The sequence below is a fragment of the Streptomyces sp. NPDC001544 genome (assembly GCF_042894285.1).
Taxonomy (GTDB): domain Bacteria; phylum Actinomycetota; class Actinomycetes; order Streptomycetales; family Streptomycetaceae; genus Streptomyces.
Genome location: NZ_JBIAVN010000002.1, coordinates 154,566 through 168,879, shown reverse-complemented (window position 1 = coordinate 168,879; position 14,314 = coordinate 154,566). Strand labels below are relative to the sequence as shown.

Annotated in this window: 15 protein-coding genes; 12 read left to right on the top strand and 3 right to left on the bottom strand. The window is 71.0% G+C overall.

The genetic code is table 11. The features are described 5' to 3' along the window. Positions 1-2: 2 nt before the first annotated feature. From ACFY0F_RS06125 to ACFY0F_RS06095, 7 genes are all read left to right on the top strand, one after another. On the top strand, positions 3-938 hold the full coding sequence (locus ACFY0F_RS06125) for a DnaJ C-terminal domain-containing protein (RefSeq protein ID WP_388789660.1): 936 nt from the start codon (positions 3-5) through the stop codon (positions 936-938). Next, on the top strand, positions 935-1,309 hold the full coding sequence (locus ACFY0F_RS06120; RefSeq protein WP_388789657.1) for a chaperone modulator CbpM: 375 nt from the start codon (positions 935-937) through the stop codon (positions 1,307-1,309). The genes ACFY0F_RS06125 and ACFY0F_RS06120 overlap by 4 nt, the downstream gene beginning before the upstream one ends. Beyond that, positions 1,300-3,939, top strand: a complete 2,640-nt coding sequence (gene clpB, locus ACFY0F_RS06115; protein ID WP_388789654.1) for an ATP-dependent chaperone ClpB — start codon at positions 1,300-1,302, stop codon at positions 3,937-3,939. The genes ACFY0F_RS06120 and clpB overlap by 10 nt, the downstream gene beginning before the upstream one ends. After that, positions 3,936-4,382 carry a thioredoxin gene (gene trxA, locus ACFY0F_RS06110; protein ID WP_388789651.1) on the top strand — a complete coding sequence of 149 codons (447 nt, stop codon included), beginning with the start codon at positions 3,936-3,938 and terminating at the stop codon, positions 4,380-4,382. Before clpB ends, trxA begins: the two co-directional genes overlap by 4 nt. 5 nt (positions 4,383-4,387) lie before the next feature. Next, positions 4,388-4,651, top strand: coding sequence for a UBP-type zinc finger domain-containing protein (locus ACFY0F_RS06105; protein WP_388789647.1), 264 nt, complete (start codon positions 4,388-4,390; stop codon positions 4,649-4,651). Beyond that, the gene (locus ACFY0F_RS06100) at positions 4,651-6,465 is read left to right on the top strand and encodes an FAD-dependent oxidoreductase (RefSeq protein WP_388789644.1); all 1,815 of its coding nucleotides are present in this window, start codon (positions 4,651-4,653) and stop codon (positions 6,463-6,465) included. The genes ACFY0F_RS06105 and ACFY0F_RS06100 overlap by 1 nt, the downstream gene beginning before the upstream one ends. 343 nt (positions 6,466-6,808) lie before the next feature. Next, complete coding sequence (locus ACFY0F_RS06095) at positions 6,809-6,946, top strand: hypothetical protein (RefSeq protein WP_388789642.1); 138 nt, start codon at positions 6,809-6,811, stop codon at positions 6,944-6,946. A 26-nt stretch (positions 6,947-6,972) separates the two neighbouring features. Here ACFY0F_RS06095 and ACFY0F_RS06090 read toward each other — a convergent pair whose 3' ends face one another. Then, positions 6,973-7,899, bottom strand: a complete 927-nt coding sequence (locus ACFY0F_RS06090) for an MBL fold metallo-hydrolase (protein ID WP_388789639.1) — start codon at positions 7,897-7,899, stop codon at positions 6,973-6,975. Continuing rightward, positions 7,896-8,165: a hypothetical protein gene (locus tag ACFY0F_RS06085; protein WP_388789637.1), complete on the bottom strand. Its 270-nt coding sequence runs from the start codon at positions 8,163-8,165 to the stop codon at positions 7,896-7,898. Before ACFY0F_RS06085 ends, ACFY0F_RS06090 begins: the two co-directional genes overlap by 4 nt. 379 nt (positions 8,166-8,544) lie before the next feature. Here ACFY0F_RS06085 and ACFY0F_RS06080 point away from each other — a divergent pair, with 379 nt between their 5' ends. The 3 genes from ACFY0F_RS06080 to ACFY0F_RS06070 all read left to right on the top strand — a co-directional run bounded on the left by ACFY0F_RS06080 (position 8,545) and on the right by ACFY0F_RS06070 (position 11,077). Further along, on the top strand, positions 8,545-8,754 hold the full coding sequence (locus ACFY0F_RS06080; RefSeq protein ID WP_388789634.1) for a hypothetical protein: 210 nt from the start codon (positions 8,545-8,547) through the stop codon (positions 8,752-8,754). Beyond that, a complete protein-coding gene (locus ACFY0F_RS06075) occupies positions 8,741-10,132 on the top strand; it encodes an amidase (RefSeq protein WP_388789631.1) in 1,392 nt (463 codons plus the stop codon). Before ACFY0F_RS06080 ends, ACFY0F_RS06075 begins: the two co-directional genes overlap by 14 nt. Before the next feature lie 381 nt (positions 10,133-10,513). After that, complete coding sequence (locus ACFY0F_RS06070; protein WP_388789628.1) at positions 10,514-11,077, top strand: TetR/AcrR family transcriptional regulator; 564 nt, start codon at positions 10,514-10,516, stop codon at positions 11,075-11,077. A 113-nt stretch (positions 11,078-11,190) separates the two neighbouring features. On the opposite strand, the gene ACFY0F_RS06065 is transcribed toward ACFY0F_RS06070, so the two are convergent. Continuing rightward, positions 11,191-12,549: a hypothetical protein gene (locus tag ACFY0F_RS06065; RefSeq protein WP_388789625.1), complete on the bottom strand. Its 1,359-nt coding sequence runs from the start codon at positions 12,547-12,549 to the stop codon at positions 11,191-11,193. Positions 12,550-12,745: 196 nt separating this feature from the next. On the opposite strand from ACFY0F_RS06065, the gene ACFY0F_RS06060 reads away from it, so the two are divergent. Next, positions 12,746-13,882 carry a molybdopterin-dependent oxidoreductase gene (locus ACFY0F_RS06060; RefSeq protein WP_388789623.1) on the top strand — a complete coding sequence of 379 codons (1,137 nt, stop codon included), beginning with the start codon at positions 12,746-12,748 and terminating at the stop codon, positions 13,880-13,882. A 2-nt stretch (positions 13,883-13,884) separates the two neighbouring features. Beyond that, positions 13,885-14,295, top strand: a complete 411-nt coding sequence (locus ACFY0F_RS06055) for a hypothetical protein (protein ID WP_388791293.1) — start codon at positions 13,885-13,887, stop codon at positions 14,293-14,295. Positions 14,296-14,314 lie beyond the last annotated feature (19 nt).

Sequence of the window (14,314 nt, the reverse complement as noted above, 5' to 3'; positions counted from 1 at the left end):
CCATGGCACGCGACTTCTACGAGGTTCTCGGGGTCCCGCGAGACGCCGACAAGGACGAGATCCAGCGGGCGTATCGCAAGCTGGCCCGCAAGTACCACCCGGACGTCAACAAGGACCCCGCGGCGGAGGAGCGGTTCAAGGAGATCAACGAGGCCTTCAGTGTCCTGTCCGACCCCGACCAGCGGGCCCGTTACGACCGCTTCGGCGAGGACTTCCGGAAGGTTCCCGAGGACTGGGAGGAGCGGGTCGGTGCCGGCGCGGGCCCCGGCGGCTTCCGCCGGCCCACCGGGGGCGGCCCCCGGGTCCGGTACGCCACCAGCGGCTTCGGCACCGAGGGCGTCGACGTCGACGACCTGTTCGGCTCGCTCTTCGGGGGCGCCGGACGGGTGCGTGTCCCCGGAGCCGACCAGGAGGCCGAACTGCCGCTCACCGTCGAGGAGGCCTACCGCGGAGGCCGTCGCACCGTCACGCTCGCCGGTCCCACCGGGCAGCCGCGGCGGTACGAGGTCGATGTGCCACCGGGTGTCACCGACGGGCAGCGTATCCGGCTGGCGGGCGAGGGCGGCCGGGGCAACGGTGACGCCCCCGCGGGGGACCTGTACCTGCGAGTGCGGATCCAGCCGCACCCCCAGTTCCGCCTCGACGGCCGGGACGTGTACGCGCAGCTCCCGGTCACACCCTGGGAGGCCGCGCTGGGTGCGACGGTTCCGGTGCCCACGCCGAGCGGGGCGACGGCGAAGGTGAGCGTGCCCGCGGGCTCGTCCAGCGGCCGACGGCTGCGGCTGCGCGGCGAGGGCATGCCGAACCCGCGCGGCACGAACGGCAACCTCTACGCCGAGCTCCGGATCATGGTGCCGCCCAGGCTCAGCGAGCGGGAGCGCGAACTGTTCGAGGAGCTTGCCGCCGTCTCCTCGTTCGACCCGAGGAGGACACGATGAGCGACCGACCGGTCGAGGCGCGCCAGGCGTCTTCGCTGACCGCTCTCGCACCGGCACGCGTCCAGTACGCGATCGTGCCGGTGCCCAGGCTCTCCCTGCACACCGTGGCCCGCCTCTCCGGCGTCCATCCCGACCTCGTCCGCCGGTTCGTCGCTCTGGGCCTGGTCGAGGCCGGGCGTGACGCCTCCGGAGGGCTGGTGTTCGAACCCACGGCACCGGCCGCCCTCGCCCGCGTCCAGCGGCTGCGCACCGGGCTGTGCCTCAACTACGCATCCATCGGCCTGGTGCTCGACCTGCTGGACCGCATCAGCCTGCTCGAAGCCGCCCTGCGCCGCGCCGGTACGAGGAGTGAAACACCCCCATGGACATGAACCGTCTCACCCAGAAGTCCCAGGAAGCCCTCCAGGAGGCCCAGACCGCGGCCGTCCGCATGGGGCAGACCGAGGTCGACGGGGAACACCTGCTGCTCGCTCTCCTCGATCAGGAGGACGGCCTCGTCCCCCGACTGCTCCAACAGGCGGGCGGCGAACCCCGGGAACTGCGGGCCGCCGTGCAGGAGGAACTGTCCCGGCGTCCCAGGGTCACCGGTCCCGGCGCGGCGCCCGGCCAGGTCTTCGTCACCCAGCGCCTGTCCCGCCTGCTGGACGCGGCCGAGCGGGAGGCCAAACGCCTCAAGGACGAGTACGTGTCCGTGGAGCACCTCCTGCTCGCCCTGGCCGAGGAGGGCTCGGCGACCGCCGCCGGACGCCTGCTCAAGGAGCACGGCGTGACCCGGGAGTCGTTCCTCAGCGCGCTGACCCGGATCCGCGGCAACCAGCGGGTCACCTCCGCCAACCCCGAAGTGGCCTACGAGGCTCTGGAGAAGTACGGCCGCGACCTGGTCCTCGAGGCCCGCTCCGGGCGGCTGGACCCGGTCATCGGCCGGGACGCGGAGATCCGCCGCGTCACCCAGATCCTCAGCCGCAAGACCAAGAACAACCCCGTCCTCATCGGCGATCCCGGCGTCGGCAAGACCGCCATCGTCGAGGGCCTGGCCCAGCGCATCGTCCGCGGTGACGTCCCCGAGGGCCTGCGCGACAAGACCGTGTTCGCCCTCGACATGGGCTCCCTGGTCGCCGGCGCCAAGTACCGCGGCGAGTTCGAGGAACGCCTCAAGGCCGTGCTGTCCGAGGTGAAGGCCGCCCAAGGGCGCATCCTGCTCTTCGTCGACGAACTGCACACCGTCGTCGGCGCGGGCGCCGCCGAAGGGGCCATGGACGCGGGCAACATGCTCAAGCCGATGCTCGCCCGCGGCGAACTCCACATGATCGGCGCCACCACCCTCGACGAGTACCGCAAGCACATCGAGAAGGACGCCGCACTGGAACGCCGCTTCCAGCAGGTCCTGGTCGACGAGCCGAGCGTGGAGGACACCATCTCCATCCTGCGCGGACTGCGCGAACGCCTGGAGGTCTTCCACGGCGTGAAGATCCAGGACACCGCACTGGTCTCCGCGGCCACCCTCAGCCACCGCTACATCACCGACCGGTTCCTGCCCGACAAGGCCATCGACCTCGTCGACGAGGCGTGCGCCCGGCTGCGTACCGAGATCGACTCGATGCCCGCCGAACTCGACGAGATCACCCGCCGCGTCACCCGCCTGGAGATCGAGGAGGCGGCCCTGTCCAAGGAGACCGACGCCGCCAGCAAAACCCGCCTGGAGGAACTGCGCAGGGAACTGGCCGACCTGCGCGGCGAGGCCGACGCCAAACGCGCCCAGTGGGAGGCCGAACGGCAGGCGATTCGCCGTGTGCAGGAACTGCGCCAGGAACTGGAGCAGGTCCGCCACGAGGCGGAGGAGGCCGAACGCGCCTACGACCTCAACCGCGCCGCCGAGCTCCGCTACGGCCGCCTCCAGGACCTGGAGCGCCGGCTGAAGGCCGAGGAAGAGCAACTGGCCACCAAACAAGGGCAGAACCGGCTGCTGCGCGAGGTCGTCACCGAGGAGGAGATCGCCGAGATCGTCGCAGCCTGGACCGGCATCCCCGTCGCCCGTCTCCAGGAGGGCGAACGCGAGAAGCTGCTGCGCCTCGACGAGATCCTGCGCGAGCGCGTCATCGGCCAGGACGAGGCCGTCAAACTCGTCGCCGACGCCATCATCCGCGCCCGCTCCGGCATCCGCGACCCCCGCCGCCCCATCGGCTCGTTCATCTTCCTCGGCCCCACCGGCGTCGGGAAGACCGAGCTGGCCAAGACCCTCGCGGCGGCCCTGTTCGACTCCGAGGAGAACATGGTCCGCCTCGACATGAGTGAGTACCAGGAGCGGCACACCGTCAGCCGGCTCATGGGCGCACCGCCCGGATACGTCGGCTACGAGGAAGGCGGCCAGCTCACCGAGGCCGTACGCCGCAAGCCGTACTCGGTCGTGCTGTTCGACGAGATCGAGAAGGCGCACACCGATGTCTTCAACACCCTGCTTCAGATCCTCGACGACGGCCGCATCACCGATGCCCAGGGCCGCACCGTCGACTTCCGCAACACCGTGATCATCATGACGTCCAACATCGGCTCCGTGCACCTCCTCGACGGCGTCACCGCCGAGGGCGAGATCAAGCCGGACGCCCGCGCCCTGGTGATGGGCGAGCTGCGCGGGCACTTCCGCCCGGAGTTCCTCAACCGCGTCGACGACATCGTGCTGTTCAAGCCGCTCGGCGAGCGGCAGATCGAGCGGATCGTGGAGCTGCAGTTCGACGAGCTGCGCCGCCGGCTCGCCGAACGCCGCATCACCGTAGAACTCACCGAAGCGGCCCGGGAGTTGATCGCTCACCAGGGCTACGACCCGGTGTACGGGGCCCGGCCGCTGCGCCGCTACATCTCCCACGAGGTCGAGACGATGGTCGGGCGCGCCCTGCTGCGCGGTGACGTCCAGGACGGCGCGACGGTCCGTGTCGACGCCCAGGCCGGGGAACTGGTGGTCACCTACGACCACCCCGAGGACGTGAAAGGAGCGCGGGCGGCATGAGCACGATGCAGGCGACGACCGTCAGATGTCCGAACTGCGGGCGCACCAACCGGGTGCCCGTGGCCGCGGAGGGCCGCCCCAAGTGCGGCCACTGCAAGCAGCCCCTCCCGTGGATGGTGGACGCGGGCGACGACGACTTCACCGAGGTCGCCGAGCGGGCCGACGTCCCCGTCGTGGTCGACCTGTGGGCCACCTGGTGCGGCCCCTGCCGCATGGTCAGCCCCGCACTGGAGAAGGTCGCCACCGATCTCGCCGGCCGAATCAAACTCGTCAAGGTCGACGTCGACAAGAACCCGCGACTGTCGCAGCGTTTCGAGGTCCAGGCCGTACCGACACTGCTGATCCTCGACCAGGGCGAGACAGTCGCCCGGCAGGCGGGGGCGGCGCCCGCCCCCGCTCTGCGCCAATGGGTGGAACAGTCGATCACCGCCCGGAAAGGGTGATCCGGATGACTCTGCATGCAGACCCCCACCTCGCGCTTGTCCGGCCGGTCCAGCCGCTGACCCCAGAAGGGTGTCAGGAGTGTCTGCTGCTCGGCTCCCCGTGGGTCCACCTGAGGCTCTGCCTGACCTGCGGGCACGTCGGCTGCTGCGACTCCTCGCCGAACAAGCACGCGCGCAGGCACGCGGCTGCCGACGCCCATCCGGTCGTGCGGTCGTTCCAGCCCGGCGAGGACTGGCGCTGGTGCTACGTTCACGAGGCGTTCGTCTGATGTCCGGCGACCGGTCGCCATCGGGCGAAGAACCCGTGCCGGAGACAACGGACGAGGCCGCCTTCTGGGAGACCCCGGACATCTACGGCGCGTATCCGCGCCTCACGGAGGAGCAGATAGCACGTCTGGCGGAGCACGGCCAACGCCGGAACATGGCTGCGAACGACGTGCTGATCCGGGAGGGCGAGCGCTGCGAGACGTTCCTCGTCGTCCTCAGCGGTACCGTCGCCGTCGTCGAGGACTACGGCACCCCCGAGGAGCACGTGCTGCGCGTGCACGGCCCTGGTCGTTTCATCGGCGAACTCGGCCTGCTGCACGGACAAGTGGCCTTCTACACCGCGGTCGCCCGGGAGCCGGGCGAGGTCCTCGTCGTCTCCTTGGGCCAGTTGCGCCACCTCGTGTCCCAGGACCCCGCCATCGGGGACGTCGTGCTGCGCGCCTGTCTGTGCCGTCGCGCGCTGCTCGTCGGACAGGGCGCCGGCTTCCGCATCATCGGCTCGCGCTACTCGCCCGACACCAGACGGCTGCGCGAGTTCGCCGTCCGCAACCGGCTGCCGCACCGCTGGATCGACCTGGAGACCGACGAGGAGGCCGAGGAGCTGCTGCGCCGCTTCGGCGTCGGCCCGGCGGAGACACCACTCGTCATCTGGCGGGACACCACCCTGTTGCGCAACCCCAGCAACGCGGAACTGGCCCGGCTCATCGGCCTGCCGTCACTACCCGCGGCAAACCGTCACGGCGACGTCCTCATCGTAGGCTCCGGGCCCGCCGGCCTCGCTGCCGCGGTGTACGCCGCCTCCGAGGGCCTGAGCACCACGGTCGTGGAGGCGATGGCCACCGGCGGTCAGGCCGGCACGTCGTCCCGCATCGAGAATCTGCTCGGCTTCCCCTCCGGCATCTCCGGCGCCGAACTCACCGAACGCGCCGTGCTCCAGGCCGACAAATTCGGCGCAAGGGTCAGCCTTCCGCTGGAGGCGACCGGTCTCCATCCCAAGGACGACGACCACTACGTCGTGGCGTTCGCCGACGGCAGCGAGATCGCCGCCCGCGCCGTCGTCCTGGCCATGGGCGCCCGCTACCGCCGGCTCCAGGTGCCCGGCATCGAACGCCTGGAGGGCACGAGCGTGCACTACTCGGCGACCGTCTACGAGGCCCAGCAGTGCCGCACCGACCCGGTGGCCGTCGTCGGCGGAGGCAACTCGGCGGGCCAGGCGGTGCTGTTCCTCGCCGGGTACGCGCCGAAGGTGCACCTGCTGGTCCGAGGAGCCGGCCTTGAGGCCAACATGTCCCGCTACCTGGTCGACCAGGTAGAGCGCCATCCGCGGGTGGAGGTCATGCTGCACACCGAAGTCACCGAGGTCGTCGGCCAGGAAGTGCTGGAGGAGCTCGACGTGGTCGACAACCGCACGGGCGGGCACCGCCGGCTCGCGGTACGGAGCCTGTTCGTCTTCACCGGCGCCGAACCTCACACCGAGTGGCTCGCCGACGTCATCGCCCTCGACTCCCGCGGCTTCGTCCTCACCGGGCCGGAGGCCCAGGAAGCCTGCGCCCACCCCGAGATGTGGCACGGCCGCGGGCGTTCGAACATGACCCTGGAGACCAGCCTGCCCGGAATCTTCGCGGTAGGGGACGTCCGTAGCGGCTCGGTGAAGCGGGTGGCCTCCGCGGCCGGTGAGGGCGCGATGGCCATCCACTTCGTGCACCGGCACCTGGGGCACTCGGCCGTACCCGGCACCACGGGCACGTCCGCTGTCGCGGGCCACTCGGACGTCTCCCCACGCATACGTCACAAGGAGTCCGCATGGCTCGCATGACGAAGGGCGGACGATGAGATCACGAGGCGGTCTGCGGGAAAGGCCCGTCTGGGCACCCACCCCTCTCAGTCCCCTGGTCGAGTTCGACGGCCTGCTGCACGGCTACCCGACCAGCTCGTTCATCCTGCCCCATGACATGCCCCCATTCACGACCTGCTGCGCCGGCAGCTGCGGGAGAAGCGGAAACGATTAGCCGACCCGAGCCTGGTGGTCCTGGACACGCAGAGCATCGATGCCTCCGTCGGAGTCCCGGCCACGACAACGGGCCGGGATGCTGCGAAGAAGGTGCCGGGCAGGAAGAGATGCCTGGCCGTGGTTCTGTCACTCGTTGGTGGCTGTTGTATTGACATTCAGCGTGGCCTACCGCGTGGTGATGCGCGCGGGCGACGGTCGAGCCACCGGCGACCTGCTCGACGCCTGCCCGGCCGAGCCGAGGTACGGCGAAGACGCGCCACTCGACAAGCGGACAACGCTCCCCTGATGGACACCGCCCGGACCGTCGCCGGGTCAGTGCGAGCCGGCGGGGACGGGCGAGAGTCGGTAGCCGCCCTGATCGGAAACGACGCGGCCGGCTGTGGGCGGTGCGAAGTGGGTGCCCAGGACGAGGGTGTCCGTGTCGGCGAGTGAGGCGATCAGCTGTAGGCGCGAGATCTCGGACTGCTCTGGGTCGATGTCGACGCAGGCGCCGATGGCCGGGTGGGCGAGCTGGACGGGGTGGTGGACGCAGTCGCCGGTGATCAGTGCCGTCCGGCCGTGGCTGGTCAGCTCGACGGCGACATGGCCGGGGGTGTGGCCGGGGGTGGGGAGCAGGCGCAGGCCGGGGGCGACGTCGATGCCCTCGGCGGGGACGTCGACGAGGTCGAGCAGTCCCGCCTCCTCGACCGGGATCACGGAGTCGCGGAACATCTGCTCGCGTGCCTCGTCCATGTCGTACCCGGCCCAGAACTCCCGCTCGGTGCGGGAGGTCAGGTAACGGGCGTGGGGGAAGGTGGGCACCCAATCACCGTCCACCTCCCGTGTGTTCCAGCCGACGTGGTCGGCGTGCAGGTGGGTGAGGATCACCAGGTCGACCGAGTCCGGGGGGAATCCGGCGACGGTCAGGCGCTGCAGGTAGTCGGTATCCAGGCCATGCCAGGCGGGATTGGCCCGCTCCTTGCCGTTGCCGATGCCGGTGTCGACCAGGATGCGCAGCCCGCCGAGGGTGAACGCGAAGCTGTGGCTGTCGATGCGGAGGGTGCCCTCGTCGTCGGCGAAGTGGGGACGCAGCCAGTCCTGCGCGGCGACGAGGTCCGGGGTGGCGTCGGGCAGCAGCCACGGTCCGGTGGCGGGCGGCAGGAGAACCTCGTCGATGCGGTGGACGGTGACGTCGCCCACGGTCCAGGAGGGGGCGGCGGTCAGGTCGGTGGCCGGGTGGTTGTGGTGGGCAGTGCTCATGATCGTTCTGTCCTCCGGGTCTCGTTACGGAAGGTCGTTGTGCGCGTGGTGGACTGTCCTGACCCTTGGCACGGTGAGTGCGGCCAGGGCCGCGACGGCGAGCAGGTGGCGGCGATGGCATAGGCATGGGCGCCGGTGCGCAGCCCGTAGTGCTGGGTGGCGGCACCCGCGGCGATGGCGGGCAGGCTCATGGAGAGGTAGCTGAGGACGTGGTAGGCGGCCAGGGTCACGGCACGGTCCTGCGCGTCGAGGGAGGCGAGTGTCATGCGCAGCGTTCCGCAGGGCGTCGGCGGCCATGCCCGCCACCGGGGCGATGCTGTTGGTCAGGGCGGACCGGCCCGGACGCCGGGGGTTTTCCAGGTCGAGGAGGGCCGGGCCCGCGGCGCTGGCGGCCGCGCCGGTGGTCGCCCCCTGCAGGACGCGGGCGGCGGTGGCCGCCACCGCCAACCACGGTGATGGCGAGCGCGGACAGGCGCCAGGCGTCCTGGTAATGGGGGTACAGCGGGGTGGACATGGGACTCCTCATGCACTAAAAGCAATGGGTTTGCTTTAAGGGACCGTAGACCCTACGGTGAGCTAACGCAAATGCTTAGCTTTTGTAGCTGAAGTGGGCGCTTCGCCGCTTCGGCCCGAGAAGAGGGATCCATGTCCGCCGTAAAACTCACCCCGCCGGAAGCGGCCCGCTGGGCCGCCCGCGCCGGGCTCCCGCTGCCTGCCGACCGCCATGCCGCGGTCGCGGCCACCGCCCACCACATCCACTCCGTCGTCGCGGTTCTGCGGGAGCTGGACTTCGGGGACACCCCGCCCGCCCCCGCCTACCGCGCGGAACAGGAGAAGCCCGATGCAACCGTATGAACTGTCCCTGACCGCAGCCGCCGACGCGATCGAGGCTCGGGAGTTGTCCCCCGTCGAGCTGGCGGACTCCGTGCTTCAGCGCATCGCGCATATGGAGCCACGCCTTCGGGCCTACGTCACCGTCACCGCCGAGCGCACCCGCACTGCCGCGCGTGCAGCCGAACACGACATCGCGGCCGGCCGCTACCTCGGTCCGCTGCACGGCATCCCCATGGGCGTCAAAGATCTGATCGACGTCGCGGGCGCGGCGACAACGGCCAGCTCCCGGGTCCGCGGCGATCACCGCGCGCAGACCGACAGCACGGTCGCCGCGCGCCTGGCGGAGGCCGGTGCGGTCCTGCTGGGCAAGACGCACACGCACGAGTTCGCCTATGGTCTGACCACCCCACAGACCCACAACGCCTGGGACACAGGCCGGGTTGCCGGCGGATCCAGCGGCGGGTCCGCCGTTGCCGTCGCCGCGGGCATGGCCACCTTCGCCCTGGGCACCGACACCGGCGGATCCATCAGGGTGCCCGCCGCGCTCAACGGGGTCGTCGGCCTCAAGCCGACCTACGGGCTCGTCCCCCGGCACGGTGTCACGTCTCTGTCCTGGTCACTGGACCACGTCGGCCCGATCACCCGCACGGTCGAGGACGCGGCCCTGGTCCTGGCCGCCCTGGCCGGGCACGACCCCCGCGACCCCGCCTCCCTGACCACACCCGCCACGGACTACCGGCCGGATGCGGGCACGGACCTGACGGGGCTGCGGGTCGGCGTGCCGCGCACCTACTACTTCGACCAGGTCGCCCCCGAGGTCGAAGCCGCCGTCCGGCGTGCCATCGACCAACTTCAGGCGCTCGGCGCACGCCTCGTCGAGGTGGAGATCCCCATGACGCGCTACATCCAGGCCACGCAGTGGGGTCTGATGGTGCCCGAGGCCACCGCCTACCACGAGGCGACCCTGCGCACGGTCCCCGAGCTCTACCAGGACGACGTCCGCGTCCTCCTCGAGGCCGGCGAACTGATGCCCGCCGGAGACTACCTGCGCGCCCAACGCTCCCGCACCCTCATGCGGCAGGAATGGGCCCGCATGCTCACGGAGGTCGATGTGATCGCCGCCCCCACCGTCCCGGCGACCGCCGTCAGGGCCGGCCAGGAGACGATCACCTGGGCCGACGGCACCGTCGAGGGCGTCTCCGACGCCTACGTGCGCCTGTCGTCCCCCGCCAACATCACCGGAGTACCGTCCCTGTCCATGCCGGTCGGCCACGACACGGCGGGGTTGCCGATCGGCATGCAGCTGCTCGGGCGACCGCTCCAGGAGAGTGTGCTCCTACGGGTCGGCCACGCCTACGAGCAGACCCAGCCCGCCCACGACCTCGCACACGCGGCGTGAACGAAGGATGGGACCCGGCAGCATCGCAGGGGCAGGGCGAGTGCCCGACGGCTGTGCCGCAGCCGTCGGGCACTCACCCGCCCTCGACGACACAGCCTGCGCGGGCGTTCCCCGAAAGTGCCCGAGCGGTGACGGCGCCGAGGCTGATGGAGCGGACAGACCGCACCGCGCATCCCGCAGCGCGGAAGGACGACCAGCCCAGCGCCTGGACGACGTCTTTTGTGAGCACGAGGGGACGGATCACGCCCGCGCCATGAAGGTCTCCTCCCTGCGGGCGTGCACCGAGGCGGCGCTGAACCACACGACTGGCAGCGAGAGAGGCCGTCGAACGGTGGCCCAGCGGGTCACTAGACGCAATCATTTCGCTTTAAGGTGGGTTCCATGAGCAGGCAGATGGTACGCCCCGGTGGGCGCAGCGCCCGGGTCCAGGCATCGGTGCACGCCGCCGTGCGCGAACTCGCCTCGGAGGTGGGCCGCGACGCCCTGACGGTACCGATGATCGCCCAGCGCGCGGGCGTGACACCGTCGACGATCTACCGCCGCTGGGGGGATCTGCAGGAGCTGTTGTCGGACGTGGCGGTCGAGCGCCTGCGGCCCGAGACCGCGCCCGGGGACCACGGTGCCCTGCGGGCCGACCTGACGGCCTGGGCCGAGCAGTTCCTCGACGAGATGTCCTCTCCCACTGGCCGCGCCTACATCCGTGACGCCCTGCTCGGCGACCCGGACGGCAGCAACGCCGGCCAGTGCTCGGCCTACGCCGCCGAACAGATCGACGTCATCCTCACCCGTGCGACAGAACGCGGGGAGAAGACGCCGGACGTCGAGACGGTCATCGACGGCGTCGTCGCCCCGCTGATGTACCGCATCCTCTTCCGCCCGGACGGACTCGACGCCGCGTACCCGCGTCGGCTCGTGACAGCGGTCCTCGGCCCGACCGGCCGATAACCCGGCGCTCTCCTCGGGTGGTGTGGCCGGTCTGGAAGCCGGATCGCGTCAGCGCGGCGTCCGTACCGCCGAACCCGGACGTCTGCCGCAGATGACAGGGGTGGGACCACGGGTTACCAACCGGTGCGCAGCAGGTGGTTGATCACGAGGGCCAGTACGGCCTGGGCGGCGAGCCAGGCGCGGGGGCGGGGAAGGAGCGCGCAGGCGGGCAGCAGCCACATCGCGAACGGCAGCCAGATGCGTTCGGTCTCCGCCTTGCTCATACCCGACAGGTCGGCGATCAGCAGCGACAGCAGGGCGGAGGCCACCACGAGGGCGAGGCGTGCTTCGGCGACGGCGGGGAAGGTACCCGGTCGGGTGAGGGCCTCGCCGCGTTGCCGGGTCAGTACGCTGCCCGCGCGCGCCAGGCCCGCGGCCACGGAGAGACCGGTGATGAGAACGGCGCAGGCGAGGTTCGCCCACACCCAGTAGCCGTACGGCCGGACGCCGCCCGCCCCCTGGTAGTAGCGGGTGACCAGCAGGTGGTAGGCCTCCCACCAGTTGAAACCGGCGGCGGTGAACACAGCGGGGAAGACGGCCAGTCCGGCGCAGAGCGGCATCAGCAGGAGGGGCCGCTCCCGTATCCGGTGACGGCCGATCAGCAGCACCGTCGCGGCCGTGAGAGCGAAGAGCGTCAGACCGTAGGAGAGGTAGCAGGTGAGGCCGAACAGCAGCCCGGAAGCCGCCGCCCACCAGGCCGACCCGCGGGTGACCGCCAAGGACAGCAGGGCGACGGCCCACGCGACGACAGCTGCGAAGTACGCGTCGGCCGAGGTGCCCATCCACACTGCGGCCGGCGCCAGTACCAGGAACGGGGCCGCCCGCCTCGCCAGTTCCTCGGTGGCCAGTGCCCGGACCGCGATCAGGACCGCCACGCCCGCCGTGGCGCCGGTGGTGATGCACCAGGCCCCGGCCCAGCCACCGCCGTGCAGCCCGATCCGGTCCAGGAGGACGAAGGTCAGCGTCGCGGCGGGCGGATGTCCCGCGACGTGCGCGGGCCAGTTGTCGGGGGAGTGGAGCAGGATGTGGTGCGTGAAGTCCCGCAGTGTCGCCGGGATGTCGTGGAAGCGGTCGATGACCCGCAGGTACTCGTAGCGGGTGGTGAGGCGTACGGCGACGCCCGTGTGCCAGCCGTCGATCAGCGCCAGTGACCAGATCCAGGCCATGGAGGCGGCCCAGGCGGTCCAGGGCAAGGCACGCCAGGGCAGACGGGCTGCCACAGAGGGCCCGGACGCCACTGTGGCCGCCGCCACCAGTAGGGCCGCCGGGGTTCCCGGTCCCGTGTGTGGTGCCCAGGAGCCGAGCAGTGGCGGCCAGTTGACACGCAGTGTGTGGTGGGTGTGCTCGATGTGGCGGCCGACGAGTACCGCCGTCAGGACGAGCAGGGCGGCGGCCGTGGCGGCGTACAGGTCACGGGAGAGGATGCGTCTCACACGGGAACGCTAGATCGCCGGAAAGGACGACGCCGTGGTCGGCGGTGTGGGCGTCAGCGGATCGTAAGCAATTCGACGAGTGTGTCTGCCTGCGCCGCTGTGCGCGGGTTGGCGCGGGCACCGTCGACAAGACGTCCGTGTTCCGTAAGGGGCTGAGGCGTTCCATGGAGGACCGCCCTTCGGTGGGATGGGCGCCATGAGATCGCGCTTCTTCCCGCCCGTGTTCAAGGGCAGGCTGCACGACGCCCGCACGGCGACCTCGATCGGGCGGTGGCTGGGGCTCGCCTTCGCGGTGTGCTTCGTCACCGGACTGATCAGCCACTGCATGCAGCATCCCCCGGGGTGGCTGACCGGCGGCCTGCCGAGCCGACCGGTTTGGGGTTACCGCTTCACCCAGGGACTGCACGTGGCATCCGGTATCGCGGCCGTTCCGCTGCTGCTGGCCAAGTTGTGGACGGTCTATCCGAGGTTGTTCGAGTGGCCGCCTGTTCGCTCGGTGCGCCACGGCCTGGAGCGGCTGTCGGTGGCCCTGCTGGTGGCGGCGGCCGTCTTCGAGGTGGCCACCGGTCTGCTCAACACCGCCCAGTGGTATCCGTGGCCCTTCTCTTTCGTCCCGGTGCACTATGCGGTCGCCTGGCTGGTCGCCGGATCACTGGCGCTGCACATCGCGGTCAAGGCACCGGAGATCCGCGACCACTGGAGCAGGCGGTCGCCGGGCACGCTCGCGCTGCCGGTCGAGGAAGGGGCCGACCGGCGCTCACTGCTCGCCGCGGTGGCGGCCGCGGTCGGTGCCGTCACCCTGACCACGGTCGGGCAGTCCTTCACCCCGCTGAAGGACCTCATCCTGCTCGCACCGCGCCACCCGGACCACGGCTCGCAGGGCCTGCCGGTCAACCGGACGGCCGCCGCGGCCGGAGTGGGCGTGATTCACGACGAGCGCTACCGCCTGACAGTCGACGGACCGCGTCCCTACACACTGACCCTCGATGAGCTGCGCGCCCTGCCGCAGCACGAGGCCGAGCTGCCCATCGCCTGCGTGGAGGGCTGGAGCAAGTCGGCTCACTGGACGGGCGTACGGATCATGGATCTGCTGGAACGGGCGGGCGCCCCCGCACACGCCCGCGTACGGGTGGTGTCGCTGCAGACCCGCGGGGGCTACCGGGTCTCCGAGATGGGCCATGAGCACGCCCGTGACCCGCTGACGCTGCTCGCACTCCGCCTGAACGGTGAGGAACTCACACCCGACCACGGATACCCGGTACGTCTGATCGCCCCGAACCGGCCGGGCGCGCTGCAGACCAAGTGGGTCGGCCGACTGGAGGCGTTGTCATGAGGATGAGCGTGCTGCGGGTCATGACGGGCGCCGCCGGTCTCGCCCTGCTCGGCGTCGGGCTGTCCCTGCTGCTGGATGTCCGGGACCTGACGGATGTGCTGGTGTGGCTGGGCGGGGCCGTGGTGCTGCACGACGTACTGATCGCGCCACTGGTGCTGCTCGTAGGGCTGGGGCTGGGGCCGGTGTGCGGTGGCGTACGCGGGCCGGTGCGCGGGGCCCTGCTGGTCGCGGGGGCGCTGACCGCGGTCGCCCTGCCGCCGCTGCTGCGCCCGGGGCCGCGTGGCAACGCCTCGGTGCTGCCGCTGGACTATCCGCGCAACTGGCTGCTCGCGTTGGTGGCCGTCGCGACGGTCACAGCTCTGCTGGTGACCGCACAGAGGGTGCGGCGAAGCCGACGACGTCCGCCTGCCTGAGCGACCGGCCTTGATTACG